This window comes from Burkholderia sp. ABCPW 111 (assembly GCF_000773065.1).
Taxonomy (GTDB): domain Bacteria; phylum Pseudomonadota; class Gammaproteobacteria; order Burkholderiales; family Burkholderiaceae; genus Burkholderia; species Burkholderia savannae.
On sequence record NZ_JPWT01000025.1, the window covers coordinates 98872 to 125120 of the forward strand.

Annotated in this window: 25 protein-coding genes and 1 tRNA gene; 16 read left to right on the forward strand and 10 right to left on the reverse strand. The window is 68.5% G+C overall.

Features of this window, described 5'->3' with window-relative positions; genetic code table 11:
• Positions 1-23: 23 nt before the first annotated feature.
• On the reverse strand, positions 24-1169 hold the full coding sequence (locus X946_RS05105) for a helix-turn-helix transcriptional regulator (protein ID WP_038744650.1): 1146 nt from the start codon (positions 1167-1169) through the stop codon (positions 24-26).
• A 335-nt stretch (positions 1170-1504) separates the two neighbouring features.
• On the opposite strand from X946_RS05105, the gene X946_RS05110 reads away from it, so the two are divergent.
• From X946_RS05110 to X946_RS05125, 4 genes are all read left to right on the forward strand, one after another.
• Positions 1505-2560 carry a porin gene (locus X946_RS05110; RefSeq protein WP_038744653.1) on the forward strand — a complete coding sequence of 352 codons (1056 nt, stop codon included), beginning with the start codon at positions 1505-1507 and terminating at the stop codon, positions 2558-2560.
• Positions 2561-2590: 30 nt separating this feature from the next.
• Entirely contained in the window at positions 2591-3778 is a 1188-nt protein-coding gene (locus X946_RS05115) for an MFS transporter (RefSeq protein ID WP_038744654.1), read from the forward strand.
• Between the two features lie 46 nt (positions 3779-3824).
• Positions 3825-4934, forward strand: a complete 1110-nt coding sequence (locus tag X946_RS05120) for a class II histone deacetylase (RefSeq protein WP_038744656.1) — start codon at positions 3825-3827, stop codon at positions 4932-4934.
• 190 nt (positions 4935-5124) lie between these two features.
• Entirely contained in the window at positions 5125-5748 is a 624-nt protein-coding gene (locus X946_RS05125; RefSeq protein WP_038744658.1) for a phospholipase D family nuclease, read from the forward strand.
• 281 nt (positions 5749-6029) lie between these two features.
• Here the strand turns inward: X946_RS05125 and X946_RS05130 are convergent, their stop codons facing one another.
• Complete coding sequence (locus tag X946_RS05130) at positions 6030-6680, reverse strand: MEKHLA domain-containing protein (RefSeq protein ID WP_226377223.1); 651 nt, start codon at positions 6678-6680, stop codon at positions 6030-6032.
• Between the two features lie 49 nt (positions 6681-6729).
• Between X946_RS05130 and X946_RS33205 the strand changes: the two genes are divergently transcribed.
• Complete coding sequence (locus tag X946_RS33205; protein WP_152611629.1) at positions 6730-6921, forward strand: hypothetical protein; 192 nt, start codon at positions 6730-6732, stop codon at positions 6919-6921.
• Between the two features lie 67 nt (positions 6922-6988).
• Here X946_RS33205 and X946_RS05135 read toward each other — a convergent pair.
• Positions 6989-7075: transfer RNA gene (locus tag X946_RS05135), tRNA-Leu, on the reverse strand.
• 226 nt (positions 7076-7301) lie between these two features.
• On the opposite strand from X946_RS05135, the gene hpnD reads away from it, so the two are divergent.
• Complete coding sequence (gene hpnD / locus X946_RS05140; RefSeq protein WP_038744661.1) at positions 7302-8138, forward strand: presqualene diphosphate synthase HpnD; 837 nt, start codon at positions 7302-7304, stop codon at positions 8136-8138.
• Between the two features lie 16 nt (positions 8139-8154).
• Here hpnD and X946_RS05145 read toward each other — a convergent pair whose 3' ends face one another.
• The 4 genes from X946_RS05145 to X946_RS30225 all read right to left on the reverse strand — a co-directional run bounded on the left by X946_RS05145 (position 8155) and on the right by X946_RS30225 (position 11581).
• A complete protein-coding gene (locus X946_RS05145) occupies positions 8155-9399 on the reverse strand; it encodes a DUF1501 domain-containing protein (RefSeq protein WP_038744698.1) in 1245 nt (414 codons plus the stop codon).
• Positions 9400-9481: 82 nt separating this feature from the next.
• The gene (locus X946_RS05150; RefSeq protein WP_052145009.1) at positions 9482-10894 is read right to left on the reverse strand and encodes a DUF1800 domain-containing protein; all 1413 of its coding nucleotides are present in this window, start codon (positions 10892-10894) and stop codon (positions 9482-9484) included.
• A 208-nt stretch (positions 10895-11102) separates the two neighbouring features.
• Entirely contained in the window at positions 11103-11399 is a 297-nt protein-coding gene (locus X946_RS05155; RefSeq protein WP_038744664.1) for a hypothetical protein, read from the reverse strand.
• Entirely contained in the window at positions 11399-11581 is a 183-nt protein-coding gene (locus X946_RS30225) for a hypothetical protein (RefSeq protein WP_009904927.1), read from the reverse strand. The genes X946_RS05155 and X946_RS30225 overlap by 1 nt, the downstream gene beginning before the upstream one ends.
• 78 nt (positions 11582-11659) lie before the next feature.
• On the opposite strand from X946_RS30225, the gene ompR reads away from it, so the two are divergent.
• From ompR to X946_RS36050, 5 genes are all read left to right on the forward strand, one after another.
• Positions 11660-12394 carry an osmolarity response regulator transcription factor OmpR gene (gene ompR, locus X946_RS05160; protein WP_004192636.1) on the forward strand — a complete coding sequence of 245 codons (735 nt, stop codon included), beginning with the start codon at positions 11660-11662 and terminating at the stop codon, positions 12392-12394.
• Between the two features lie 67 nt (positions 12395-12461).
• Positions 12462-13820 carry an ATP-binding protein gene (locus X946_RS05165; protein ID WP_038744665.1) on the forward strand — a complete coding sequence of 453 codons (1359 nt, stop codon included), beginning with the start codon at positions 12462-12464 and terminating at the stop codon, positions 13818-13820.
• A 198-nt stretch (positions 13821-14018) separates the two neighbouring features.
• Entirely contained in the window at positions 14019-14567 is a 549-nt protein-coding gene (locus X946_RS05170) for a peroxiredoxin (protein WP_038744667.1), read from the forward strand.
• A 77-nt stretch (positions 14568-14644) separates the two neighbouring features.
• On the forward strand, positions 14645-15172 hold the full coding sequence (locus tag X946_RS05175) for a carboxymuconolactone decarboxylase family protein (RefSeq protein WP_038744668.1): 528 nt from the start codon (positions 14645-14647) through the stop codon (positions 15170-15172).
• Positions 15173-15623: 451 nt separating this feature from the next.
• Positions 15624-15875, forward strand: a complete 252-nt coding sequence (locus X946_RS36050) for a hypothetical protein (RefSeq protein ID WP_152611630.1) — start codon at positions 15624-15626, stop codon at positions 15873-15875.
• Here X946_RS36050 and ispF read toward each other — a convergent pair.
• Positions 15806-16294 (reverse strand): 2-C-methyl-D-erythritol 2,4-cyclodiphosphate synthase, encoded by a 489-nt coding sequence (gene ispF, locus X946_RS05185; RefSeq protein ID WP_038744671.1) that lies wholly within the window; start codon positions 16292-16294, stop codon positions 15806-15808. The genes X946_RS36050 and ispF overlap by 70 nt on opposite strands.
• A gap of 40 nt (positions 16295-16334) precedes the next feature.
• A complete protein-coding gene (gene ispD, locus X946_RS05190) occupies positions 16335-17045 on the reverse strand; it encodes a 2-C-methyl-D-erythritol 4-phosphate cytidylyltransferase (protein WP_038744672.1) in 711 nt (236 codons plus the stop codon).
• 20 nt (positions 17046-17065) lie between these two features.
• On the opposite strand from ispD, the gene mfd reads away from it, so the two are divergent.
• The gene (mfd, locus tag X946_RS05195) at positions 17066-20635 is read left to right on the forward strand and encodes a transcription-repair coupling factor (RefSeq protein ID WP_186448577.1); all 3570 of its coding nucleotides are present in this window, start codon (positions 17066-17068) and stop codon (positions 20633-20635) included.
• A 457-nt stretch (positions 20636-21092) separates the two neighbouring features.
• On the opposite strand, the gene X946_RS05200 is transcribed toward mfd, so the two are convergent.
• Positions 21093-22049 (reverse strand): enoyl-CoA hydratase/isomerase family protein, encoded by a 957-nt coding sequence (locus tag X946_RS05200; RefSeq protein ID WP_038744674.1) that lies wholly within the window; start codon positions 22047-22049, stop codon positions 21093-21095.
• A 707-nt stretch (positions 22050-22756) separates the two neighbouring features.
• Between X946_RS05200 and argE the strand changes: the two genes are divergently transcribed.
• The 4 genes from argE to X946_RS36055 form a co-directional block, all read left to right on the forward strand.
• Positions 22757-23974 carry an acetylornithine deacetylase gene (gene argE / locus X946_RS05210; protein WP_038744677.1) on the forward strand — a complete coding sequence of 406 codons (1218 nt, stop codon included), beginning with the start codon at positions 22757-22759 and terminating at the stop codon, positions 23972-23974.
• Positions 23975-24041: 67 nt separating this feature from the next.
• A complete protein-coding gene (locus X946_RS05215) occupies positions 24042-25073 on the forward strand; it encodes a threonine/serine dehydratase (RefSeq protein ID WP_038744679.1) in 1032 nt (343 codons plus the stop codon).
• A gap of 495 nt (positions 25074-25568) precedes the next feature.
• Positions 25569-26024: a DUF3574 domain-containing protein gene (locus X946_RS05220; protein WP_038744680.1), complete on the forward strand. Its 456-nt coding sequence runs from the start codon at positions 25569-25571 to the stop codon at positions 26022-26024.
• Positions 26009-26249: hypothetical protein (locus X946_RS36055; protein ID WP_038744682.1), on the forward strand; the 241-nt coding region annotated here is incomplete at its 3' end. The genes X946_RS05220 and X946_RS36055, both read left to right, overlap by 16 nt.

Sequence of the window (26249 nt, forward strand, 5' to 3'; positions counted from 1 at the left end):
CTTCGCCGCGCGCGGATCATGCGTCACTCGTCGATGCCGGGCTCCGCGCCGATTCCCTGCGCCGCGCGATCGATCTCGCCGAGCACGCCGGAGATCTGGCTCTTGTCGTGCATCCCGAGCTTGCGATACGCGCAGCGCAGATAGTGCCGCACGGTCGCGGGCGCGATCTCCATGCACTGCGCGACTTCCTTGTGCGAGCGCCCTTCGCCGTAATAGCGGATCGCCGCGAGCTCGCGCGGGCTCAGGCGATCGAGCAGCGAGCGCGGCCGCGCCTCGAGCTGGTACAGGCCCGCGACGGGCACGCAGCGCATGCACAGCGCGTCGCCCGAATACGGCTGCGACGCGTGGCGGCGCAGATGCTCGACGAACGCGGGCGGCAGCCGCGAGCCGCCCCAGTCCGGCCACTCGGTTCGCAGCACCTCGCCGAAGCCCGCGTCCGCGTGATGCAGCACGCCGAAGTTGTCGCAGATCGCGCGCACCGTCGATGCGGCCGCTTCGCTGCGCAAGCGGGTCAATTGCGCGGCGCGATTGATCGTCAGCGCGGCCGCGAGGTGGGGAATCACGTCTTCGTAGCGGCGCGCGTCGTCGTCGGTGAACGGACGATTCAGGCCCTGCCGGTAGATCGACAGAAACGTCGTGAGTCCGAAACGCCGGTCGAGCGTGCACACGCACATCAACTGCGCGAGCCCGTACTTCACGCACCAGTCGCGAAAACGCCCGTCGAGGCCAGGCTCGACGACCGACAGGATCGCCGCCTGCCCGTACGCGCCGTGCAAGGTGCGGTGCGCGAGCGGATCGCAATCGCGCACGCGCTTCCAGTCGATGAAAAACTCGTGCGGCAGCCGGTACAAGTAGCTGTTGTGCATCACGGGGCCGGTCGGCGTGTGGTTCGCGACGCCCGTCCAGCCTGCGTCGAACGGCAGATAACGCGACAGCAGCTGAAAGAACCGGCATTCGAACTCGCCGATCGACGCGCGGCTCGCGACCGCGTACAGGTCGAGCAGGAACAGGCTCAGCTCGCGCGACGCCGCGCCCGGCGTCTGCGTGACGCCGTCGAAGTCGCGCCGGCGCGGCGCAAGCGGCGGCCACGCGGCTTCGTCGAGCACGATCGCCGCCGGCACGTCGCGCAGCGCATCGATGTCCTGCCGAATACCCGCTCTGATCGCCACCACTGACCGCTCCCTTGCCCGCTCGTCTCGCCGGCCTTGCGCGCTTCGATCGCTCCGATGAGCGATCGATTATAGCCGCCGGTTTTTTTGAAAACCGCCGCGCCGCGAACCCGCGAATGCCCCATCCATTTGAACGGTGCCGGCGCGTTGCCGCACCGCATCATCGGCGCCGCCGCGCCGCGGCCGCACGCGCGCGCCGCGGCGCGACGGCATTCAGGATGCCTTGAGGGTTTTCCGCATCGTTCATCTGAACGGCTGTGCAGCGGCTTTGCCGCTACCGACACTGCCAACGCCCCCCGAACGACAACGATTACACGGTTTGGAGAAACGAAGCGATGAGGACGTTCAGAAACACTCGCAGACGACGCGCGCTCGCCGCAACCGCGACGCTCGCCGCACTGTCCGATCCGACGCACGCGCAGTCGACGCTCACGCTCTACGGCGTCGCCGATGCGGGCGTGCAGTATCTGTCACGCGCCGACGGCCAGAAAGCCGCATGGCGATTGCAAAATTACGGAATCCTGCCTTCCCAGATCGGCCTGAAGGGCGAAGAGGACCTCGGCGGCGGCTGGCGCGCGCTCTTCAAGCTCGAGCAAGGCATCAACCTGAACGACGGCACGGCGACCGTGCCGGGCTACGCGTTCTTTCGCGGCGCGTACGTCGGCATCGGCGGGCCGGCCGGCACCGTCACGCTCGGCCGCCAGTTCAGCACGCTGTTCGACAAGACCCTCTTCTACGATCCGCTCTGGTACGCGTCGTACAGCGGCCAGGGCGTGCTCGTGCCGCTGTCCGCGAACTTCATCGACAACTCGATCAAGATCCAGTCCGCGACGTTCGCCGGCTTCGACTTCGAGGCGCTCGCCGCCACCGGCGGCATCGCCGGCCACTCGCGCGCGGGCCGCGTGCTCGAGCTCGGCGGCCAGTTCACGAGCAACGGGCTGTCGGCGAGCGCGGTCGTGCACCAGTCGCACGGCACGATCGACGGCGGCGCCGATCGCTCCGCGCTGCGGCGCGACATCGGCACGCTCGCCGCGCGCTACGCGTTCGCGTCGCTGCCGCTCACCGTCTATGCCGGCGTCGAGCGGATGACGGGCGAGCTCGATCCCGCTCGCACGATCGTCTGGGGCGGCGCGCGCTACCAGACGAGCGGCCGCTTCGGTTTCGCGGGCGGCGTCTATCACACCGATTCGCCGACGCCGCAGATCGGCCATCCGACGCTTTTCATCGCGAGCACGACGTATTCGCTGTCGAAGCGCACCGTCGCTTACCTGAACCTCGGCTACGCGAAGAACAGCGGCCGGAGTTCGCAGACCGTCTACGAATACGACCCGACGCCGCTCGCCGGCGCGTCGCAGTTCGGCGCGATGCTCGGCATGTATCACGTCTTCTGAATCCCGATTCGAGCCTTGGAGAGCACGACCATGAGAACTCTGCTGCAAGATGCGGCGCCGCCGGGGGCGACGCCGCCCGCCGATGCGCCCGATTTCACGAGCGGCACGCTCGCCGCGCTCGTCGCGTTCGCAGCGATTACGCCGCTCCTGCTGCTGGTCGCGCCGGCCGTCGCCGGCCAGCTCGGCGCGCAGCTCGGGCTGTCGGCGTCGCAGATCGGCACGTATTTCTTCGTCGAGCTCGGCGCGTTCAGCCTCGCGACGCTGCCGTCGTATCTGTGGCTCGGCCGCGTCGACGCGAGGCGCGTCGCGTGGTGCGCGGCCGCCGTGTTCTGCGCCGGCAATCTCGCGACCGCCACGCTGATGCCGGGCTTCGTGCCGTTGCTCGCGCTGCGCGCGGCGACGGCGCTCGGCGGCGGCACGCTGATGGTGCTCTGCATGACGAGCGCCGCGGCGAGCGGCAACAGCGATCGCGTCTACGGGCTGTGGGTCGTCGGCCAATTGATCGCGGGCGCGGCGGGCCTCTTTCTGCTGCCGCATCTGTTCGACGCGGTCGGCTTGCGCGCGCTGTACGTCGTGCTCGCCGCGCTCGCCGTGTGCGCGGCGCCGCTCGCGAGCCGCTTTCCGGCCGCGCCGCGCGCGCGGCCCGCGAGCGAGCGCGGCGCGCATCGGCCGATGGCGCGCGCACCGGCCGCGCTTGCGATCGCCGGCGTGCTGACGTTCTATCTCGCGATAGGCGGCGTGTGGACGTTCGCGAACAAGGCGGCGTCCGCGGTCGGCTTCGGCGCGCAGGCAAGCGGCAACGTGCTCGCGATCGCAAGCCTGATGGGAATCGCGGGCGCCGCGCTCGCGTCGTATCTCGGCGGCCGCGCCGCGCGGCGCGCGATGCTGTTCGCGGGGTATGGAATCCTCGCCGCGTCGCTCGTCATGCTCGCGGCGATGCCGAACGCAACCGGCTACACGATCGCGATCTTCGGCTTCAAGTTCGCGTGGACGTTCGTCCTGCCGTTCATTCTCGCGAGCGTGGCGGCCATCGACGCGACGGGCCGCCTGATCGCGACGCTCAATCTCGTGATCGGCTCGGGGCTCGCTGCCGGGCCGCTCGTCGCCGGGCTGCTGCTCGACGGCGGCGGCACGCTGCGCGCGCTGTTCTCGGTCGCGGCGATCGTGTCGATCGCATCGCTCGCGGCGCTGCTGCGCGTCGAACGCGACGCGCATTGACGCCGCATGTCGCTCCCCTCCTCCTTCATCGTTTCAGCTCATCGCAATGAAAAAAACCGCTTTCTTCACCGACGAACGCACTTTCTGGCACACGGGCGGCGCGCATGCGCTGTTCTTTCCGGTCGGCGGATGGGTGCAGCCGCCGTCGAGCGCGGGCTACGCGGAATCGCCCGATTCGAAACGGCGCCTGCTGTCGCTCGTGCACGCGTCGGGGCTCGCCGCGCATCTCGACATGCTGAGTGCGCCCGCCGCGACCGGCGCCGATCTGCGGCGCATCCATCCTGCGCACTACCTCGAAGCGTTCAAGCGCGCGAGCGACGCGGGCGGCGGCGATCTCGGCGAGCTCGCGCCGTTCGGCAAGGGGAGCTACGAGATCGCGGCGCTGTCGGCGGGGCTCGCGCTCGCCGCCGTCGACGCGGTGCTCGCCGAGCGCGCGGCGAACGCGTTCTCGCTGTCGCGCCCGCCCGGCCACCATTGCCTGCGCGACAAACCGATGGGCTTTTGCCTGCTCGCGAACATTCCGATCGCGCTCGAGGCCGCCCGCGCGAAGCATCGGATCGAGCGCGTCGCCGTGATCGACTGGGACGTGCATCACGGCAACGGCACGCAGGCGATCTACTACGAAGATCCGAACACGCTGACGATCTCGCTGCATCAGGACCGCTGCTTTCCGCCCGGCTACAGCGGCGCCGACGAGCGCGGCGCGGGCGCGGGCGCAGGCGCGAACCTCAACGTTCCGCTTCTCGCGGGCGCGGGCGACGACGCGTATCGCTACGCGTTCGAGCGCATCGTGCTGCCCGCGCTCGACGCGTTCAAGCCAGAGCTCGTCGTCGTCGCGAGCGGGCTCGACGCGAACGCGGTCGATCCGCTCGCGCGCATGCAGCTGCACAGCGAAAGCTACCGGTTCATGACGCACGCGCTGATGCAGGCCGCGCAACGGCATTGCGGCGGGCGGCTCGTCGTGGTCCACGAGGGCGGTTATTCGGAGGCCTACGTACCGTTTTGCGGGCACGCGATCGTCGAGGCGCTGTCGGGCGTTCGCACCGACGTCGCCGACCCGATGCTCGAGCTCGCGATCGCGCAGCAGCCGGGCGAGCGCTTCGGCGCGTTCCAGCGGCAATTGATCGACGAGATGGCGACGAGCTTCGGTTATTGACCGCGGCGGCTCGGGCGATCCAAAGCGAAACGAAACGACATGAAACGGCGCCGCGCGGCGCCGTTCGTCGGCGGGCGTCGACAGAAACGTCCCGGCGAGGCGACGGAAAAAGCGGCGAAAAGAATCGGCGAAAATCGCGCCGATGCCGTTACACTCTCGTCCTCTTCAGTTTCGAACGCCCAAGAATCGCATGCAGTTGCCCAAGCGGCTCGCCGCCGCGTGTCTCGCCGCCGTTTTCCTGTCCGCCGCGCCGCCCGCCGTCAGCAAGACGGCTTCCGATTCGCTGATCGCCCGCCTCTTCGAGCTGATCGCCGACGCGCTGCCGTCGCCATCGAGGGAAGCGCCCGCGGGACAAGTCGTCGAAGCGGCGTTCTCGCCTGACGGCGGCGCCGAGACGCTCGTGCTGAAGGTGATCGGCGCGGCACGCGCGTCGATCCGTCTGGCGGGCTATTCGTTCACGTCGCCGAAGGTCGTGCGCGCCCTCCTCGACGCGCATCGCCGCGGCGTCGACGTCGCGATCGTCGTCGACAACGACGGCAATCGCTCGAAGGCGTCGAAGCAGGCGCTCAACCTGCTCGTCAACGCGAAGGTGCCGACGCGCACGATCGACCGCTATGCGATCCACCACGACAAGTACATCGTCGTCGACGGCCGCCATGTCGAGACGGGCTCGTTCAACTACAGCGCCGCGGCGGCCGCGCGCAATTCGGAGAACGTGCTCGTCGTCTGGAACAATCCGGCGCTCGCCGCGCAGTACCTGAAGCACTGGCAGAACCGGTTCGATCAAGGGGCCAACTATCGGTCGACTTATTGAGCGCGGGCCCTGGGCGGCGGCGGGCCGGCGTCAGGGCGCGCTCGCTCGCCGGTTCGCTCGCGCGAGCCGTTCGCGCAGCGCGCCGACGAGCCGACGTACATGTCGATTGCGGCGAGCGCGGCGCGAAACCGCGCGCGCGCCGCAATCGCCCGGCGACGCGTTCGCGGCGCGCGATCCGCTTACTACTGCCTACCGCCGCTTGCCGCCCCGCCGCTTGCCGCCGCCCACGGCGCTTCGCCGTCGCGCTCCGCGCGCGACGCTCGGCGGCCGCTCGCCACGGTTCACGCATCCGTCCACCGGCGATAGGTCGCCGCCTGCCCCCGATAGGTGCCGTCGCGATCGATCAGGTTCCAGACGGTGACGTCTTCGATCCAGAAGCGCCGCCCCGACTTCGCAATGCGCAGCCCGCGATAGCCGGTTGCGAATCCGCGCGTTCGCACCGCTTCGAGCAGCCGCGCGCGCTCGTCGCGATTCGGCTCCTCGGCCGAGTACCGCGAATGCAACGCGGTCATCTCGTCCCAGCTGTATTCGAAGCAGCGCTGCACAGTCCTGTTCGCGTAGACATAGCGCGGGTCGGCGGCGGTGTCGTGGGCGAGCACGCAAAACGGGGCGTCCTCGTAGAGCCAGCGCGGGGCGTCCGCGCGGGGCAACTCGGGAGCGACGAGCGGCGTGCCGGTCAGCCGCAGATGGCTGCCGGCGAGGAGTTCGAGGAAGTCCGGGTCCAGCGCAAGTGAAGGGGGCATGGCGTCGTTCTGGCAAGGGATTGAGGAAGTCGCGCGATAACGGCCGAAGACGCCGCTGCGCGCGCGTCGCAACGAATCGACTGCAGATTGTGCGCCTGGTTCGAAGCCCGCGTCGACGCGGCCGGCAAGTCGCCCGATCTCCGAGTCGAGGGCGGCCGCTCGCCAGGATGCAGTGTTCGAGCGCAGCACGACTCGACGCGCCGAACCGTGAGCCCATCAAGCGCGGCTGGAGCCCTGCATGCTGAAGATGAAGACGCGCTCGGTCGCCTCGCGGAAGACGAGCGGAGGAACGGATGAACAGACGAGTGGGCGAATGCCCGCGCAAACCCGCGCGCAACGCGTGAAGCCAACGAGAGAATTCGCGCTCGATCACAACGACCGCCGTCGACAAGCGGCGGCTGGAGAAATTTCGCGGAAGCGCTTCCGGTGAAAAACGCGCGACTCGGGCGCGATGGAACCGATCTCGACCGGCTCGACGGAAGCTCGGAAAGCGTGGATGGTGCGTGAGGCCGGACTCGAACCGGCACGCCCTTGCGGGCGTCAGGACCTAAACCTGGTGCGTCTACCAATTTCGCCACTCACGCACGCGAAAAATGCTGCGCCGAACGGGGCTGCGTGCCGCTTTCGCGACCGCCCGAAAAGCGCGAGCGCGAGATTCTAACCGATCTCCCTACACTTGTCTCTAGCAGCCGGCCTCTCTTTTGCCGCGATGCTAGAATTCGCCGTTGTCCCCGCACGGCGGCCGCGACGCCCTGCCGTCGAACGTCCCCGCGCCCCCGAACCGATCTCGCTCCACTCGTTCCTGCCCCCGTGAATTTCGACGAATATTGCCAGCAGAAAGCCGCGCCGCCCGGCTCCAGCATCTACTATGCGCTGCGCCAGGCGCCGCTCGCGCGCCAGCCGCTCGTCACCGCGCTCTTCGCGCTGCGCCGCGAGCTCGAACAGACCGTGAAGGAAGTCAGCGATCCGACCATCGGCCACACGAAGCTCGCGTGGTGGCAAAAGGAACTCGCCGAGCTCGCGGCGGGCAATCCGTCGCACCCGGTCTCGCAGGCGCTCGCAGCGCACCATCCGGACATCACGCGCGAAGCGAGCGCGCTGCAGACGCTCGTCGCCGGCTACGGCATGGATCTCGAGCAGGCGCGCTATCTCGACTTCGCGAATCTGCGCCGCTATGTCGACCATACGGGCGGCACGTTCGCCGCGCTCGTCGCGCGCGCGAGCGCGACTCCGCCGGCCGAAGGCGACGCGCGCTGGGCGCATCCGCTCGGGCATGCGCTGACGCTCGCGCAGTTCGTGCAGGATCTGGGGCAGGACGCGCGCCAGGGCCGCATCTACATTCCGATCGACGAGCTGCAACGCTACGGCGTGACGGCCTCCGATCTTCTCAATCGCCGCTACAGCCCCGCGTACACCGAGCTGATGCGCTTCCAGGCGTCACGCGCGCGCGACGCGCTCAACGCGGCGCTGTCCGGCATCCCCGCCGACGAGCGCCGCGCGCAGCGCACGCTGCGCGCGCTCGGCGCGCTCGCGCTCGCGGTGCTCGACGAGATCGAGCGCGACGGCTTCCAGGTGCTGCACCAGCGGCTCGCGCTCACGCCGATCCGCAAGCTGTGGATCGCGTGGCGCGCCGCGCGGCGCCGCTGATGCGCGCCGCCGCCCGTCACGCGCGCAACAGCGGCAGCGGCTCGAAACGCTGCTCGAGGACGCTCGTCGCGTCGAGCCCCCACCACGGGCCGAGCACCGTCGCATAGAGCTGGCGGAAGTCGACCGCGACAGGCAGATTGCCGTTGCCGTCGAGCCGCGCGAGCGCGGGCGGCGCGCCGTACAGGCCGCCGCGCACGCGGCCGCCCATCACGAAATGCGGCGCGGCCGTGCCGTGATCGGTTCCGTTGCTCTGGTTCTCCCGCGCGCGCCGGCCGAATTCGGCATACGTCATCACGAGCGTGTCGTTCCAGCGCCCGAGCTCGGTCAACGCCGAGCGCATCGCGACGAGCCCTTCCGCCAGTTGCTTCAGCAAGCCGGCCTGCTGGCCCGGCTGGTTCTGATGCGTGTCGAAACCGTTCAGCGTGAGGCGCAGCACCGCGACGCCCTGCCCCGGCATCGGCGTGCGCTGCGGCGCGTCGCACGCGGCGAGCACCTGCATCGCGGTCTTCACCGACGCGCCGAACGGCCCGCCCGGAAACGCGGTCGCGAGCGCGGGCGTGCCCGCGTGCGGACGCAGCCGGTCGGCCGCCTTGACGATGTCGTTCTCGACGTCGATCACGTGCGCGAGCGCGGGATTCTGCTCGCGCAGCGACACGGGCTGCACGAGCCGCGCCGCGCGAATGAACTGAGCGGGATTGACGAGCGCGATCGCGCGCGCGCCGTTCGCGAGCGGCCCCATTTCCGCGCTGCCGAGCACGACGCCGTCCGCGGCGAAGCCGGGCGGCACGCTCGCCTGCGCGAACGCGCGCGTGAGCCACCCCTCGCGCAGGTACTCGTCCGCGCGCGACGCTGTGTCCCAGATCTCGATCGAGCGGAAATGCGACAGATTCGGCTGCGGATAGCCGACGCCGTCGACGATCGCGAGCCGCCCGTCGCGCCAGATCGGCATGAGCGGCGCGAGCGCGGGATGCAGCGCGGCGCGCTCGTCGAGCTGCACGACCTGCTCGCGCTTGATGCCGATCGTCGGGCGCAGCGCGCGGTACAGCGGGTCCGCGTACGGAATCACCGTGTTGAGCCCGTCGTTGCCGCCCTTCAGTTCGACGAGGATCAGCAGGTTCGAATAGCGCGCGGCGCGCGGCGCGCCCGCCGCCCCGATCGCGCCCGAGGCCGCCGCCGTGGCCGCGAACGCGTGCGGCGCGGCGAGCGATACGCCCGCCGCACCGGCGAGACTCGCCAAGGCCAGAAAATCGCGTCGTTTCATCTTGCTTTCCTCGTTCTGCATTCGACGCGGCCCGCGCGCCGCCGAGCCGCGCGCAATCTCATCGTCATCGTTTTCATGTCCTTCACTTCAGTTGATACGCCGGGTCCATCAGCAGCGCCTGCAAATACGCGCTGCTCGTCGCGCCCGCCTCGATCGCCGCGACGGGCGAGAGCGGCAGCACCGCGTGCTGCAGCTGCAACTGCGTCGACAGACTCGGCTGCGCCTGCGGCTTCGTCCGATACGCGGCGAGCCACGCATCGAGATCGAAGCGCATTGCGCGCCGCGCCGGCGCCGGCTTGCCTGCCATGTCGCGGGAAACGGACGCCGCGCGCATGCCGGGCGCTTCCGTCGCACGCATCATCTGCTCGACGAACTGCTTGCGCGCAAGCAGCGTCGAGCTGTTGATCCAGGTCGCGCCGCCCGGCCAGCCCTTCACGTTCGGCGGATAGAACAGGTTCTGGCCGAGCGCGCGCAGCGTGTTCGCGAGCGGCGCGGCATCGCCGTAGTCGACGTCGAAAAGCCGCACGGTGCCGGCCACGAACTCCGCCGGCGACTTGACGAGCACGCCGCGATTGCGATCGTCCCAGAACGCGTCGGACGAAAGCAGCGCCGCGAGCGCCGCCTTGATGTCGTAGCCGCTCTGCCTGAATCGCGCGGCGACGCGCTCGACGACGTCGGCATCGGGCGTATCGGAGACGAACTCGCGCCACAGCTTCGCTGCGACGAAGCGCGCGGTCTCGGGGCGGGCGAGCAGGATGTCGAGCACCGCGTCGCCGTCGAGGCGGCCGGTTTCGCCGAGCACCGTCTTCACGCCGTCGTCGTGGACGTTCGGCCGCAGCACGTATGCGAGCGTATCCGGATCGAGACTCCAGCCCGTGTACGCGCGCGCGGCCTCGGACACGTCGCGCTGCGTATAGTGGCCCTCGCCGAGCGTGAAAAGTTCCATCGCCTCGCGCGCGAAGTTCTCGTTCGGGCGGCCCCGGCGATTGCTCGCGCCGTCGAGGTACTGCAGCATCGCCGGGTCCTTCGCGACGCCGTGCAGCATCGCGCCGAAATTGCCGAACGCGTCGGCGCGCAGCAGCACGTTCTGCACTGCAATCGTTTGCGGAAACGGCACCTTGTCCTGGCCGGACGTGAAGTGGTTGTGCCAGAAGAGCGTCATCCGCTCGGTGAGCGGCGACGGCGTCGCGAGCATCTCGCGCATCCACCACGCGCGCAGCTCGTCGTAGCGGCGATTGCGCAGTTGCTGCTCCGCGCGACGCTCGTCGGGCGAGAACGCGGCGCGCGCCGCGCGCGACGGCGGCAGCTCGCGCACCCAGTCGGGCAGCGGCGTGACGCTTTGCGTGCGCGTGCCGTCGAGCAATTCGGCGAGCGCCTGCGCGCGCGTCATGCCGACGAAGCGCTCGACATCGCGCGGCGGCGGCGAAAAGCCCGTGCGCGTCAGCAGAAAGCGCGCGTCGTCCGCATCGAGAAGGGTCTGCATCGCGGCCGGCATCCGGTCCGCTTTCGCCGGGGGCCGCCCGGCCGTGCTCGAATCGCTCATCGTCGACCGCTCTCCGAAAGTGGAAAACCACGGCGGCGCGCGCCGCGCGCGCCGTCGGTGATGGCGATTCAACGGCTCGCGCCGATGCGCAGTTGACGAATGAATTGATACGGAATCTTTCGGGGCGGGAAGCGCCCGGCGGCGCGCCGGATTTAACGATTCAACGCTTGTAAAGTTCGCGCACCGCGTCTTCGATATGCTGACGCAAGAGGTGACGCTCTTCGGGCGTCATGTGGCCGTCGCGGCGGCGCTGTTCGAGATCGGGCGGAACCGCGGCCGCGCGGGAGGAGGACTCGCCGCGCTCGGGCGGCGCGGAACGCCCCGCTGCGCCGTTGCCGCGCGGCACCTTGTGCGACGGTGCGGCGCCGCGATCCGAGCGCTGCGCGCAAGCGAAGTCCGAAGCGAGGAAGCCGGCGCACGCGAGCGCCAGCGCGAATGCCATCTTCGTCGGCCGCATCACTGGCCTCGCCTCTTTCGTCGTTTTGTTCCCTTCGTCACGCGGCAACCGGCTACCTTTGGCACACGAACAAACCCTGCGAGAATCGGGCGTGCAAACCATGTAAATGTTAAGTGGATGGAGTATCCACCGAATGTCGTCTTCGAGTAAAGGAGTCTGTCGTGACTGTCTTTACTCCGCACAATAGCGCGGGTAAATTTTGTAACTGACTGTAACCCGTCGAAAGCCGCAACCGCGCGGTTTTTCCTAATCGCGATAAGATGCCGCTCATGGAAACGAAAAACCCCTCGAAAATTCTCGTCGTCGACGACGACCCGCGCCTGCGCGATCTGCTTCGCCGCTATCTCGGCGAGCAGGGTTTCAACGTGTACGTCGCGGAGAACGCGACGGCGATGAACAAGCTCTGGGTGCGCGAGCGTTTCGATCTGCTCGTGCTCGACCTGATGCTGCCGGGCGAGGACGGCCTGTCGATCTGCCGGCGCCTGCGCGGCAGCAACGACCGCACGCCGATCATCATGCTCACCGCGAAGGGCGAGGATGTCGATCGCATCGTCGGCCTCGAGATGGGTGCCGACGACTACCTGCCGAAGCCGTTCAATCCGCGCGAGCTCGTCGCGCGCATTCACGCGGTGCTGCGCCGCCAGGCGCCCGCCGAGCTGCCGGGCGCGCCCTCCGAGACGACCGAGGTGTTCGAGTTCGGCGAATTCTCGCTGAACCTCGCGACGCGCACGCTCACGAAATCCGGCCAGGAGATTCCGCTCACCACGGGCGAATTCTCGGTGCTGAAGGTGTTCGCGCGCCATCCGCGCCAGCCGCTGTCGCGCGAAAAGCTGATGGAGCTCGCGCGCGGCCGCGAATACGAAGTGTTCGATCGCAGCCTCGACGTGCAGATCTCGCGCCTGCGCAAGCTGATCGAGCCCGATCCGGGCAGCCCGCGCTTCATCCAGACGGTGTGGGGTCTCGGCTACGTCTTCATCCCCGACGGTGCGGCCTGATTCCCGTTTCAACGCGGCACGCGCGTTTCGACGCCACGCCTTTGACGCCAGTTAGACGACCAGTCCTATGCGTATCGACCGGCGCCTTTTGACGCTCGTCTTCGGCGGGCTCTTCTGGCGCACCTTCCTGCTGATCGCGCTGTTGATCGCGGTCAGTCTCGCCGCGTGGTTCCAGAGCTTCCGGGTAATCGAGCGCGAGCCGCGCGCGCAGCGCGTCGCGCTGCAGCTCGTCGCGATCGTGAAGCTCACGCGCACCGCCCTTCTCTATTCCGATCCCGATCTGCGCCGCGCGCTGCTGCAGGATCTCGAGAGCAACGAAGGCGTGCGCGTCTATCCGCGCGAAAAGACTGACAAGTTCAAGCTGCAGCCCGACGAATCGCTGAACCGGCTGATCGAGCACGACATTCGCAGCCGCCTCGGCGACGACACGGTGATCGCCCAATCGGTCAACGACATCCCCGGCGTGTGGATCAGCTTCAAGATCGACGACGACGACTACTGGGTCGCGCTCGACCGCGATCAGCTCGACACCGTCACCGGCCTGCAATGGGCGGGCTGGGGCCTCTTCGCGCTCGCGCTGTCGCTGATCGGCTCGGCGTTCATCACGAGCCTCGTGAACCAGCCGTTCTCGCGGCTCGCGCTCGCCGCGAGCAAGGTCGGCTCGGGCCAGACGCCCGAGGCGCTGCCCGAGCGCGGCATGGGCGTCGCGGCCGAGACCAACCGCAGCTTCAACCAGATGGTGCGCGATCTCGAGCAGCTCGAAGCGGACCGCGCGCTGATGCTCGCGGGGATCTCGCACGACCTGCGCACGCCGCTCGCGCGGCTGCGCCTCGAAACCGAGATGAGCCCGTCCGACCAGGCGACGAAGGACGCGATGGTCGACGACATCGAGCAGATGGATCGCATCATCACCGCGTTCATCGACTACGCGCGTCCCGCGCAGCGCACGCCGGAGCCCGTCGACCTGTCGCACGTCGCGCGCGAGGTCGCGGCGCGGATCGTCAGCGAGGACGGCGTGCAGCTCGACATCCGCCTCGCGCCCGCGGCCGTCATCGAAGCGGACGAGACGGACATGCGCCGCGTGATCGGCAACCTCGTCGAGAACGCGCGCAAGTACGGGCAGAGCAAGCGGGACGGCATCGCGCGCATCCTGCTCGAAACGCGCGCGACGCACGCGCGCGTCGAGCTCGTCGTCTCCGACGAGGGCCCGGGCATTCCGGAGGATCAGCTGCCGCTCGTGATGCGCCCGTTCTATCGTGTCGACACCGCGCGCAGCAAGGCGGACGGCACCGGCCTCGGCATGGCGATCGTGCTGCGCCTCGTCAACCGCTACCGCGGCACGCTGCGGCTGCGCAACCGCACGCCCGACGCCGGCCTCGAAGTCACGCTGGAGTTTCCGAGCGCGAAAGCGCGTGCGGCCGCGTGACGCACGACGACTCCCCCATTCGGTGGTCGAACCCTATCGACGTCTTTGAATTTTTCTATGAGAGTCGTTAGTTAAAATCTATTGAAAGAATAATATAATAGCGTTATAGTTTTGCCCATGCTGTCACGGAAACGTTGCAGCGCATCGGTAGCTTGACCGCAGGTGGCATTTTTTTCCAACTCATACAGGAGCATCCGCATGAAGACCGTGGGCGATAAACTCGAAGCTTTCACCGTTGTGGCCGCGAAGCCGGGCTTCAACAACCACGAAGAAAACGGCCAGTCGGCTTTCGAGACCGTCACCGAAGCGTCGTTCCCGGGCAAGTGGAAGATCGTCTACTTCTACCCGAAGGACTTCACGTTCGTCTGCCCGACCGAAATCGTCGAATTCGCGAAGCTCACGAAGCAGTTCGAAGAGCGCGACGCCGTGCTGCTCGGCGGCAGCTCGGACAACGAATTCGTCAAGCTCGCATGGCGCCGTGAGCACAAGGATCTCGACAAGCTGAACCACTACTCGTTCGGCGACGTCAAGGGCGAACTGATCGACCAGCTCGGCGTGCGCGACAAGGAAGCGGGCGTCGCCCTGCGCGCGACGTTCATCGTCGACCCGGACAACACGATCCAGCACGTGTCGGTGAACAACCTGAACGTCGGCCGCAGCCCGGCAGAAATCCTGCGCATTCTCGACGGCCTGCAAACGGACGAGCTCTGCCCGTGCAACCGCGCGATCGGCGGCGCGACGCTGTAAGCGTTCGATGCACGAAAGCCCGCGGCGCTGTGTCTTGCCTGCGGGCTTTTTTAACGGCCCAATCATAGGAGATATCAATGGAATTCATCGATTCGATTAAGGCGCTCATTCCCGACTACGCGAAGGACATTCGCCTGAACCTCGACGGCACGATCTCGCGCTCGTCGCTCGAAGGCACGGACGCGGTGGGCGCGGCGCTCGCGGCGGCGTTCGCCGCGAAAAGCCCGGCGCTCGTCACGGCGATCCGCGAAGCCGGCGTGCTGTCTCCCGAGGAAACCAACGCGGCGCTGACGGCGGCCGCGCTGATGGGGATGAACAACACCTGGTATCCGTACGTCGAGATGGCCGACGACGCCGACCTGAAAACGCAGCGCGCCGAGCTGCGGATGGGCGCGTACGCGTCGCACGGCGGCGTCGACAAGCGCAAGTTCGAGATGTACGCGCTCGCCGCGTCGATCGTCGGCAAGTGCCACTTCTGCGTGAAGTCGCACTACGCGCTGCTGAAGAACGAACAAGGGATGACCGTCACGCAGCTGCGCGACGTCGGCCGGATCGCGTCGGTGATCAATGCCGCCGCGCAGGTGATTGCGGCCGAAGGCAAGTAAGGGCAAATAAGGGCAAATAAGCGGGATACGGAGCGCCGTCGGCGCGCGCAATCGCGAATGCGCGAATGCGGCCGTCGAAACGAAAACGCCACGCGGCAATTGCGCGTGGCGTTTTCGTTTGCGCGCGTGCGGTGGAATGACCCGCGCGGCGAAGCGTGATGGCAGGCTTCCTGCGCTTCGATCAAACCGATCGGCTGCTTCGGTTGATGACGGCCGGCGCGCTTGCCTGCGTCGCACGCCGAACCGCATCGGTCGCGTGAGGCGGGCGGCCTCGAGCGCCCTCGCCAGTTCGAACGGTTGCGGCGGCTGTGCGGCTGTGCGGCCTGTGTCGCGCGGCCTGCGTCGAGCCGATTGCCCGCGACAAGAAGCGCCGCCGCCCGCCTCGGCTCAGCCTCTCCACGGCCGGATACGCGCGCCGTCCGCGCCGCGCCGGCCGCCGATGCCGCTGCGCATGCGGCCCACGCCGCCGATCCCGCCGATCCCGCCGTTCCCGCCGTTCCCGCCGATCCTGCCGTTCCTGCCGTTCCTGCCGTTCCTGCCGTTCCTGCCGTTCCTGCCGTTCCTGCCGTTCCTGCCGTTCCCGCCGTTCCCGCCGTTCCCTCCGTTCCTGCCCGTCACGCCGATCCCGCCCGCCTACGCCGCCGCTTCGCGCACGACGAGCGCCGCCGCCTGCGCCTCGATCCCTTCGCCGCGGCCGAGGTAGCCGAGCTTCTCGTTCGTCTTCGCCTTCACGTTCACGCGATCGAGCGGTAAGCCGAGATCGGCCGCGATGTTCGCGCGCATCGCGTCGATGTGCGGCGCGAGCTTCGGCGCCTGCGCGATGATCGTGCTGTCGACGTTGCGGATCGAAAAGCCCGCCCGCGCGACGCGCGCCGCGCATTCGCGCAAGAGCGCGCGGCTGTCGGCGCCTTTGAAGTGCGGATCGGTGTCGGAAAAATGACGGCCGATGTCGCCGAGCGCCGCCGCGCCGAACAGCGCGTCGGTGATCGCGTGCAGCAGCACGTCCGCGTCCGAGTGGCCGAGGAGCCCCCGCTCGTACGGGATCGTCACGCCGCCGATGATGAGCGGGCGTCCGGGAACGAGCTGGTGCACGTCGTAGCCTTGTCCGATTCTGAAATCCATGTGATTCGATCCGAGTGTGATGCGATGGTGAAAATTCGGTTCAGCAAGCGCGTGAGGGATGCGCGAGGATCGCCTCCGCAAGGTCGAAATCCTCCGGATACGTGACCTTGAAATTGCGCAGGCTGCCCTGCACGACGCGCGGCGTATGGCCCGCCCACTCGATCGCGCTCGCTTCGTCGGTCAGGTCGCGGCCATCGAGCTGCGCGCGCTGGATCGCGTCGCGCAGCATCCCGATGCGGAACATCTGCGGCGTCTGCGCCTGCCAGAGGCCGGCGCGCGGCTCGGTGCGCTCGATCGCGTCGCCGCCCGCCGGCACGCGCTTCAACGTATCGGCGACCGGCAGCGCGACGATGCCGCCGACGGGATCGTCCTTCAGCGCGCCGATCAGCGTGCGGATCAGCGCGGGCGTGATGCCGGGCCGCGCGGCGTCGTGCACGAGCACCCAGTCGGCGTCGGTCGCGCCGAATTCGGCGAGCTGGATCAGCCCGTTCATCACCGACGCCTGGCGCGATGCGCCGCCGCAGCGCCGCACCGCGAAGCGCAGGCCGGAAAAGCGGCGGGCGTCGAAGTGGGTATCGTCGGGCGAGATCACGACGAGGGTCTGCGCGAACTCGCTGCACGCGTCGAATGCGGCGAGCGTGTAGTGCAACAGCGCGCGTCCGGCGAGCGTGCGGTATTGCTTCGGCAACGCGGAGCCGGAACGGCTGCCGGTGCCCGCGCACGGAATCAGGGCGAAAAGTCGGGAAGTCACGGAAGGAAACGCCGGGAAAGATGAAATCGAAAGACGGATTTTATAATACGTCTTTCGCCTCGATGCGCCGCGCCGAGCTCGCCCGCCATCCGGCGCCAGCCAACCAGCCGCTCGTTATGTCAGACAACGCCTCTCCTTCGCAGTCCCCCGTCGCGCTCGTCAAGGCGGGCCAACGCTTTGCGTTCGACGGTGCGCACGGCTCCGCCGACGCGCTCGTCATCGCCCGCTACCTCGCCGCGCACCGCGCGCAGGTGCCGCTTCTCGCCGTGATCTGCGCGAACGCGGTCGACGCGCAGCGGCTCGCGCACGAGCTCGGCTACTTCGCGCCCGACGCGCGCGTGCGCGTGCTGCCCGACTGGGAGACGCTGCCGTACGACACGTTCTCGCCGCACCAGGATCTCGTCTCCGAGCGGCTCGCCACGCTGCACGACCTCGGCGAAGGCCGCTGCGACATCCTGCTCGTGCCCGCGACGACGGCGCTCTACCGGATGCCGCCCGCGTCGTTCCTCGCCGCGTACACGTTCGCGTTCACGCAGGGCGAGCGGCTCGACGAGGCGAAGCTGAAGGCGCAATTGACGCTCGCCGGCTACGAGCACGTGAGCCAGGTCGTGCGCCCCGGCGAATACTGCGTGCGCGGCTCGCTGATCGACCTGTTCCCGATGGGCTCGCCGCTGCCGTACCGGATCGACCTGTTCGACGACCAGGTCGATTCGATCCGCGCGTTCGATCCGGACACGCAACGCAGCCTCTACCCGGTGCGCGACGTGCGCCTTTTGCCCGGCCGCGAGTTCCCGTTCGACGAAGCCGCGCGCACCGCGTTCCGAAGCCGCTGGCGCGAGACCTTCGAGGGCGACCCGAGCCGCGCGCCGATCTACAAGGACATCGGCAACGGCGTGCCGTCGGCCGGCATCGAATACTATCTGCCGCTCTTCTTCGACGAGACGGCGACGCTGTTTCACTACTTGCCCGACGGCGCGCATCTCGTGTTCGCGGGCGATCTCGACACGGCGATCCGGCGCTTCACGGCCGACACCAAGCAGCGCTACGCGTTCCTGTCGCACGATCGCGAGCGGCCGATCCTCGAGCCGCAGCGCCTTTTCTTGTCCGACGACGATTTCTACACGCTCGCGAAGCCGTTCGCGCGCGTCGCGCTGCCCGCGCAACCGTCGGGCGGCTGGGCGGCGCCGCTGCCGAACCTCGCGCTCGAGCGCCACTCGGACGCGCCGCTCGCCGCGCTCGCCGCGTATCTCGACACGACGAAGAACCGCGTGCTCTTCACCGTCGAATCGGCCGGCCGCCGCGAGACGATCGCGCAACTGTTCGCCGAGCACCATCTGCGGCCCGCGGGCAGCGACAGCTTCGCCGCGTGGCTCGAGAGCGACGAGCGCTTCGCGCTCGGCGTCGCGCCGCTCGCGAACGGCTTCGCGGTACCGGGCGAAGGCTACGCGATCGTCACCGAGACCGAGCTGTACGGCGCGCTCGGCCGCCGCGCGGGACGCCGCCGCCAGGAGCAGGCGAGCAACGTCGACGCGATGGTGCGCGACCTGTCCGAGCTGAAGGTGGGCGATCCGGTCGTCCATGCGCAGCACGGGATCGGCCGCTACATGGGCCTCGTGTCGATGGATCTCGGCGAAGGCGAGACCGAGTTCCTGCATCTCGAATACGCGAGCGACAGCAAGCTGTACGTGCCCGTCGCGCAGTTGCACGTGATCTCGCGCTACAGCGGCGCCGATCCGGACAGCGCGCCGCTGCACGCGCTCGGCTCCGGCCAGTGGGAGCGCGCGAAGCGCCGCGCGGCGCAGCAGATCCGCGACACGGCGGCCGAGCTCCTGAACCTCTATGCGCGCCGCGCGGCGCGCGAGGGTCACGCGTTCGCGCTCGAACCGCGCGACTACGTGAAGTTCGCCGACAGCTTCGGCTTCGAGGAAACGCCCGACCAGGCCGCGGCGATCGCGGCCGTGATCGGCGACATGACGAGCGGCAAGCCGATGGACCGCCTCGTGTGCGGCGACGTCGGCTTCGGCAAGACCGAGGTCGCGCTGCGCGCGGCGTTCATCGCGGTGATGGGCGGCAAGCAGGTTGCGCTCCTGTCGCCGACGACGCTGCTCGCCGAGCAGCACACGCAGACCTTCATCGACCGCTTCGCCGACTGGCCCGTGAGGGTCGCCGAGCTGTCGCGCTTCAAGTCGACGAAGGAAGTGAACGCGGCGATCGCGCAGATCAACGAAGGCAGCGTCGACGTCGTGATCGGCACGCACAAGCTGCTGTCGTCGGACGTGCAGTTCAAGCGGCTCGGCCTCGTGATCATCGACGAGGAGCACCGCTTCGGCGTGCGCCAGAAGGAGGCGCTGAAGGCGCTGCGCGCGGAGGTCGACGTGCTCACGCTGACCGCGACGCCGATCCCGCGCACGCTCGGCATGGCGCTCGAAGGCTTGCGCGACTTCTCCGTGATCGCCACCGCGCCGCAGAAACGGCTCGCGATCAAGACCTTCGTGCGCCGCGAGGAAGAGAGCGTGATCCGCGAGGCGATGCTGCGCGAGCTCAAGCGCGGCGGCCAGGTGTATTTCCTGCACAACGAGGTCGAGACGATCGAGAACCGCCGCGCGATGCTCGAGGCGCTCGTGCCCGAGGCGCGCATCGTGATCGCGCACGGCCAGATGCACGAGCGCGAGCTCGAGCGCGTGATGCGCGATTTCGTCGCGCAGCGCGCGAACGTGCTGCTCTGCACGACCATCATCGAAACCGGCATCGACGTGCCGAGCGCCAACACGATCATCATGCATCGCGCCGACAAGTTCGGCCTCGCGCAACTGCATCAGTTGCGCGGGCGCGTCGGCCGCTCGCACCACCAGGCGTACGCGTACCTGCTCGTCCACGATCCGCAGGCGCTGACGAAACAGGCGCAGCGTCGCCTGGAGGCGATTCAGCAGATGGAGGAGCTCGGCTCGGGCTTCTACCTCGCGATGCACGACCTCGAGATCCGCGGCACGGGCGAAGTGCTAGGCGACAAGCAGTCGGGCGAGATTCACGAAATCGGCTTCCAGCTCTACACCGAAATGCTCAACGACGCGGTGAAGGCGCTGAAGAACGGCAAGGAGCCCGACCTCACCGCGCCGCTCGCCGCGACGACCGAGATCAACCTGCATGCGCCCGCGATCCTGCCCGCCGACTATTGCGGCGACGTGCAGGAGCGGCTGTCGCTGTACAAGCGGCTCGCGAACTGCGAGCATGGCGATGCGATCGACGGCATCCAGGAAGAGCTGATCGACCGCTTCGGCAAGCTGCCGCCGCAGGCGCACGCGCTCGTCGAGACGCACCGGCTGCGGCTTGCCGCGAAGCCGCTCGGCATCGTGAAGATCGACGCGAGCGAGGCCGCGATCGGGCTGCAGTTCGTGCCGAATCCGCCGATCGATCCGATGCGGATCATCGAGATGGTGCAGAAGCACCGGCACGTCAAGCTCGCGGGCCAGGACAAGCTGCGGATCGAGACGCGCACGCCGGACCTCGCGGTGCGCGTTTCGACGGTGAAGGAAACGCTGCGCGCGCTCGGCCAGCCGCAGCAGTCGCGCGCGCAGGCGGCGGCGCGGTAGTCGGTAGTCGGTAGTCGGTAGTCGGTAGTCGGTAGTCGGTAGTCGGTAGTCGGTAGTCGGTGGTCGGTGGTCGGTGGTCGGTGGTCGGTGGTCGGTGGTCGGTGGCCGGCGGTCGATGGCCGTCTTTTGCGCCCTAGTCGCCACACCGAGGCGAAGCACGCCGCACGTCGCGCGCGCGGCCGCGCCGGGCTGCATGCGCACGGCGCATCGGCCGCGGCCCATTGCTGACGACATTTCGCTCGCGGCGCATGAATCGCGGTGCGAATCGCGGTGCGCAAAGGCCGGCGAAGGGCCTGCGCGACACATCGGCGCCGAATGATATCGCGCGGATGTCGAACGCGTCCGGCGCACCGCATGGTGTCCGTTCCGCCGCCCGGCGTCATGGCGCCCCTTCGCGCGTGGCGCGACCGACAAGCCTCGACGGCGGTCGAACAGCCGTCCGCCCGGCGCGCCGGCGCTAACGGGAAAAATCGACGGCCACCCCGTCGATCCACGTGCGCAGTTGATCGACGCTGATATCTTCCCCATCTTCGATCAACGACGACACGTGATCCGCGTACGCGGCCATCGCGTGCCGCGTGCGGCCCTGCGTCGCCGCCGACAGGAACCCGGCCTTCTCCACCGCCATCCCGTCGCGAAACGGCAGCGACGCGCCATCGTAGATCGCGCGCTTGATCGCGCGAACCGAATGGCTCGCCCGCCGCGCGAGACGCTCGGCGAGCGCCGTCGTCTCATCGCGCAGACGCTCGCCCGGCACGACGCGATTGACGAGGCCGAGCTCGAACGCCTCGCGCGGCGACAGCAGGCGGCCGTCGAGGCACAGCTCCAACGCGCGCGCGATGCCGACCGAGCGCGCGAGCATCTGCGTGCCGCCGCCGCCCGGCAAGAGGCCGATGAAGATTTCCGGCTGCGCGAGAATCTGCCCGCCGTCGACGCTGCCGTCCGCCATCAGCCGCAGATCGCACGCGAGCGCGATCTCGCAGCCGCCGCCCATCGCACGGCCGTTGACGGCCGCGATGAACACCTTGTCCATCGCGCGCATGCGCGCGGTCACCTCGTGAAACAGATTCATTTGCGCGACGCCCGCGAGCGGCGTCCGCTCGATCAGCCTGCGCACGCCCGGCACGCGGCTGCACGCGGACTCGATGCGCATCATCGCGCCGGTGACGGCGGGCGGCACCGCGATCGACAGCCCTTGCGCGATGGCCTTGATCTCGCCGACGTCGAAATGCGTGAGGAACACGCCGGGCCGCGCGCTCGTGACGACAACCGCGCCGATGCCCGCATCGCGCGCGATGTCGTCGAGTGTGCGCTTGAACTCGCGCATCATCGCCATCGTGAGAAAGTTCAGCGGCGGATTGTCGAAACTCACCGTCAGCACGCGCCCGCTGCGCTCGATCTGCAGATGCTTCATCGTCGTCTCCTGTCCTGCTAGCCGGTCGCGCGACGCGTCCAAGGCGCGGGTGGCGTCGAGCGGCGGCGACGGCCGCCGCAACTATTACATCATCCGATGTAATCAGCCGGATACTAAGTTCTTAAATGGAACTAAGTCAAGCGTCGACGCGAGCCACGAATGTTCGTGCGCACGCCGGGACGAAGACGGGACGAAGCCGGGACAAAGCCGCGACGAAACGGCGAGGAACGAATCGCGTTCGATCCGGCTTGCGCGGCCTGCAATCGGCTGCGGGCCCGCAGCCGGGCGCGACGCGTTCGGCCGTCGATGCGGATCGTTTCGATTCGCCGCGATCGCGCAGCCTCCTGCCCGCGCAGCGTCGCGCGCGACGAGCGCATCGCGAAGAGCCGAGATCGTGGGCGACTGCGCCACCGCCGCGATTCCTCGACGCATCCGCCGCGACGCGTGTCGAAGCCACGCATCGAAACCGCGAATCGAAACCGCGAATCGAAACCGGCCATTGAAACCGATTCGCCGCTCGATGACGCCGCGCGCGGCCGAACGCATCCCGCACGTCCCGAGCGAATTCGCGCCGATTCGCCCCCGCGCGCCCCGCTCGCGCGCACGGACGCGCCGGATGCTGCGCCGCAAATCGTCGCGCGAAGACGGGCCGCATCGTTTTTGAGTATGATCTTTGCATTCGTTCGCCTCTCTGCCGGAGCCCCGCCATGCCCGTTCTCGACGCAACGGCACCGTCCGCGTCCCCATCCGCTTCGTCCGCCGAGCCGATCAGCCTGCCGTGGGTGAAACGGCTCGTGTCGATCGACACGACGAGCCGCGTGCCGAATCTCGGCCTCATCGAAATGGTTCGCGACGCGCTCGCCGAGGCCGGCGTCGCGTCGACGCTCACGCACGACGCCCGCGACGGCTGGGCGAACCTGTTCGCGACGATTCCCGCGCACGACGGCACCACCGACGGCGGCATCGTGCTGTCGGGCCATACCGACGTCGTGCCGGTCGACGGCCAGCAATGGGACAGCGATCCGTTCACGCCGCAAGTGCGCGACGGCAAGCTCTACGGCCGCGGCACCTGCGACATGAAGGGCTTCATCGGCGCGGCGCTCGCGCTGCTGCCCGAGATGCGGGCGGCGAGGCTCGCGCAGCCGATCCACTTCGCGTTGTCGTTCGACGAGGAGATCGGCTGCGTCGGCGCGCCGCTGATGCTCGCCGACCTGAAGGCGCGCGGCGTCGCGCCCGCCGGCTGCATCGTCGGCGAGCCGACCGGCATGCGCCCCGTGATCGCGCACAAGGGCATCAACCTCTATCGCTGCTGCGTGCGCGGCCACGCCGCGCATTCGTCGCTGACGCCGAAGGGCCTGAACGCGATCGAATACGCGGCGCGCCTCATTTGCCACATTCGCGATCTCGCCGACGAATTCCGCGCACAGGGCCCGTTCGACGAGCTGTACGACGTGCCGTTCACCACCGCGCAGACGAGCCTCGTCCAGGGCGGCAACGCGGTCAACACGGTGCCCGCCGAATGCCAGTTCACGTTCGAGTTCCGCAACCTGCCGGCGCTCGATCCCGACGCGATCTTCGCGCGCATCGACGCGTACGCGCGCGACACGCTGCTGCCGCGGATGCGGCGCGAGCATCCGAACGCGGCGATCGAGTTCTCGAAGATCGCCGCGGCGCCCGGCCTCGACGCGGCCGAGCAGGACGCGATCACGCAGCTCGTGCGCGCGCTCACGGCCGACCAGGACAAGCGCAAGGTCGCGTACGGCACCGAGGCGGGCCTGTTCCAGCGCGCGGGCATTCCAAGCGTCATCTGCGGGCCGGGCCACATCGAGCAGGCGCACAAGCCGAACGAGTTCGTCGAGCTCGAGCAGCTCGCGTCGTGCGAACGTTTCCTGCGCAAGCTCGTGCAAGGCATGACGCTCGCGTGAGCCGGCGCGCCGCCGCGAGCCTCGTTCCGGCCGGCGACCGGCCACCGTCATCGATACGCGCACGCACATGTCGACCTCACCTCACCACCCCGCTCATCTGACGATCAACGGCGAGCCGATTCCGACGCTCGACGAAATCGCCGCGCAGCACTTCGCGCTCACGCCGTGGGTCACGCGCACGCCCGTGTTCGAGCGCGCCGATCTGCCTTCGCTCGACAACACGCACGTGAACCTCAAGTTCGAGCTCCTGCAGGCGAGCGGCAGCTTCAAGGCGCGCGGCGCGTTCACGAACCTGCTCGCGCTCGGCGAGGCCAGGAAGAGCGCGGGCGTCACCTGCGTGTCGGCGGGCAACCACGCGGCGGCCGTCGCGTACGCGGCGATGCGGCTCGGCACGAGCGCGAAGGTCGTGATGTTCGATACCGCGAGCCCGGCGCGCATCGCGCTCTGCCGCCAGTACCGCGCGGAAGTCGTGATGGCGTCGAGCCCCGCCGAGGCGTTCGAGATCGTGCGGCGAATCGAAGCGGAGGAAGGCCGCTTCTTCGTGCATCCGTTCAACGGCTATCACACGATCCTCGGCACCGCGACGCTCGGCTACGAATGGGCGACGCAGACGCCGGACCTCGACGCGGTGATCGTGCCGATCGGCGGCGGCGGCCTCGCCGCGGGCATGTCGACCGCGCTGCGGCTCGCGAATCCGCGCGTGCACGTGTACGGCGTCGAGCCGGAAGGCGCGGACGCGATGAGCCGCAGCTTCGCCGCGAATCATCCGGTCCGCATGGGCGCGATGCACACGATCGCCGATTCGCTGATGGCGCCGCACACCGAGGAATACAGCTACGAGCTGTGCCGCCGCCATGTCGACCGGATCGTCACCGTATCGGACGACGCGCTGCGCGCGGCGATGCTCTATCTGTTCACGCATCTGAAAGTGGCGGTCGAGCCCGCGTGCGCGGCCGCGACGGCCGCCCTGCTCGGGCCGCTGCGCGAATCGCTGCAAGGCAGGCGCGTCGGCGTGCTGCTGTCGGGCACCAACATCGATTCGACGGCGCTCGCCGCGCATCTCGAGCATGCGCAGCTGCATCGGACGTCGCGGCCGTGACGCCGGTTATCCCCAGTTCGTGTTGAAGAGCATGTTGAAAAGCCGCGGACAAGCGCGCTAACGCGTTGATCGCGCGACGTTTTCGGGAAGCGCCGCGAAATGCGTCGCGGGCCTGCCCGACAGGCCCGCCGCGTGGCGCGGTTATCCCCAGTTTTTGTTGAAAGGGCTGTTGATAAGCATGGGGCAGCGGTGCTAACCGCTTGATCCGATTCGGATCGCCCGCCTCGGCGCGACACGTTGCACGATCGATTCGCATCGTCCGAACGCAGAGCCGCGCGCCGCGTTTTCCACAGATCGTGTTGACAGGCTTGTTGATAAGCGGCCGGACAACTGCGTAAGTGCTTGAGCGAGCAGTGCTTTGAATCGGTGCTCACGCACGCGGCGGCGCGCTGACGCGACGTGCGCCGCAAGCGTGCGGTTGCAGTTGCGGTTGCGGTTGCGGTTGCGGTTGCGGTTGCACGGTCGATCAACCACGATAATCGACGAGGGTCAACGATGCCAGCTTTTCATTCGACATGGATCGGCGGCATCGCGCTGATCGCCGCCGTCGCCGTCGCCGCGCTGCCCGGCTGCGCGACGGCGCCGCAACCGGTCGCAAGCGACGCGCGCTGCACGCAAGCGGGCGGCACGCGCGAGTTGCAGGCGGATCTGCTGTTCGGCCGCGACATCGCCGGCCACGGCTCCGTCACCGACGCGCAGCGCGAGCGCTTCGTCGCCGACGTCGTCACGCCGCGCTTTCCCGACGGGCTCACGACGTGGGACACGCACGGCCAATGGCGCGATCGCGCAACGCTCGGCATCGTGCGCGAGGCAAGCTTCGTGATCCGTATCATCGCCGCCGACTCGCCCGCGACGCTCGACAGCCTTGCCGCGATCCGCCGCGCGTACGTCGAGCAGTTTCGTCAGCAATCGGTTGGGCTCGTGTTGACGCGGGTTTGCGCGTCGTTCTGAATGCGACGCTCGGAACGCTTCGCTTTGAATATGCCGTTCTGAACGCTTCGCATCGCGCGCATCATTCCCCGCAAGTCGTTTCGTGCGGATCGCTCGAACGCCGCCGCCAAAATCGTGTCGCACCGCTCGAAGCATTCGAAGCATTCGAAGCATTCGAAGCATTCGAAGCATTCGAAGCATTCGAAGCATTCGAAGCATTCGAAGCATTCGAAGCATTCGAAGCAT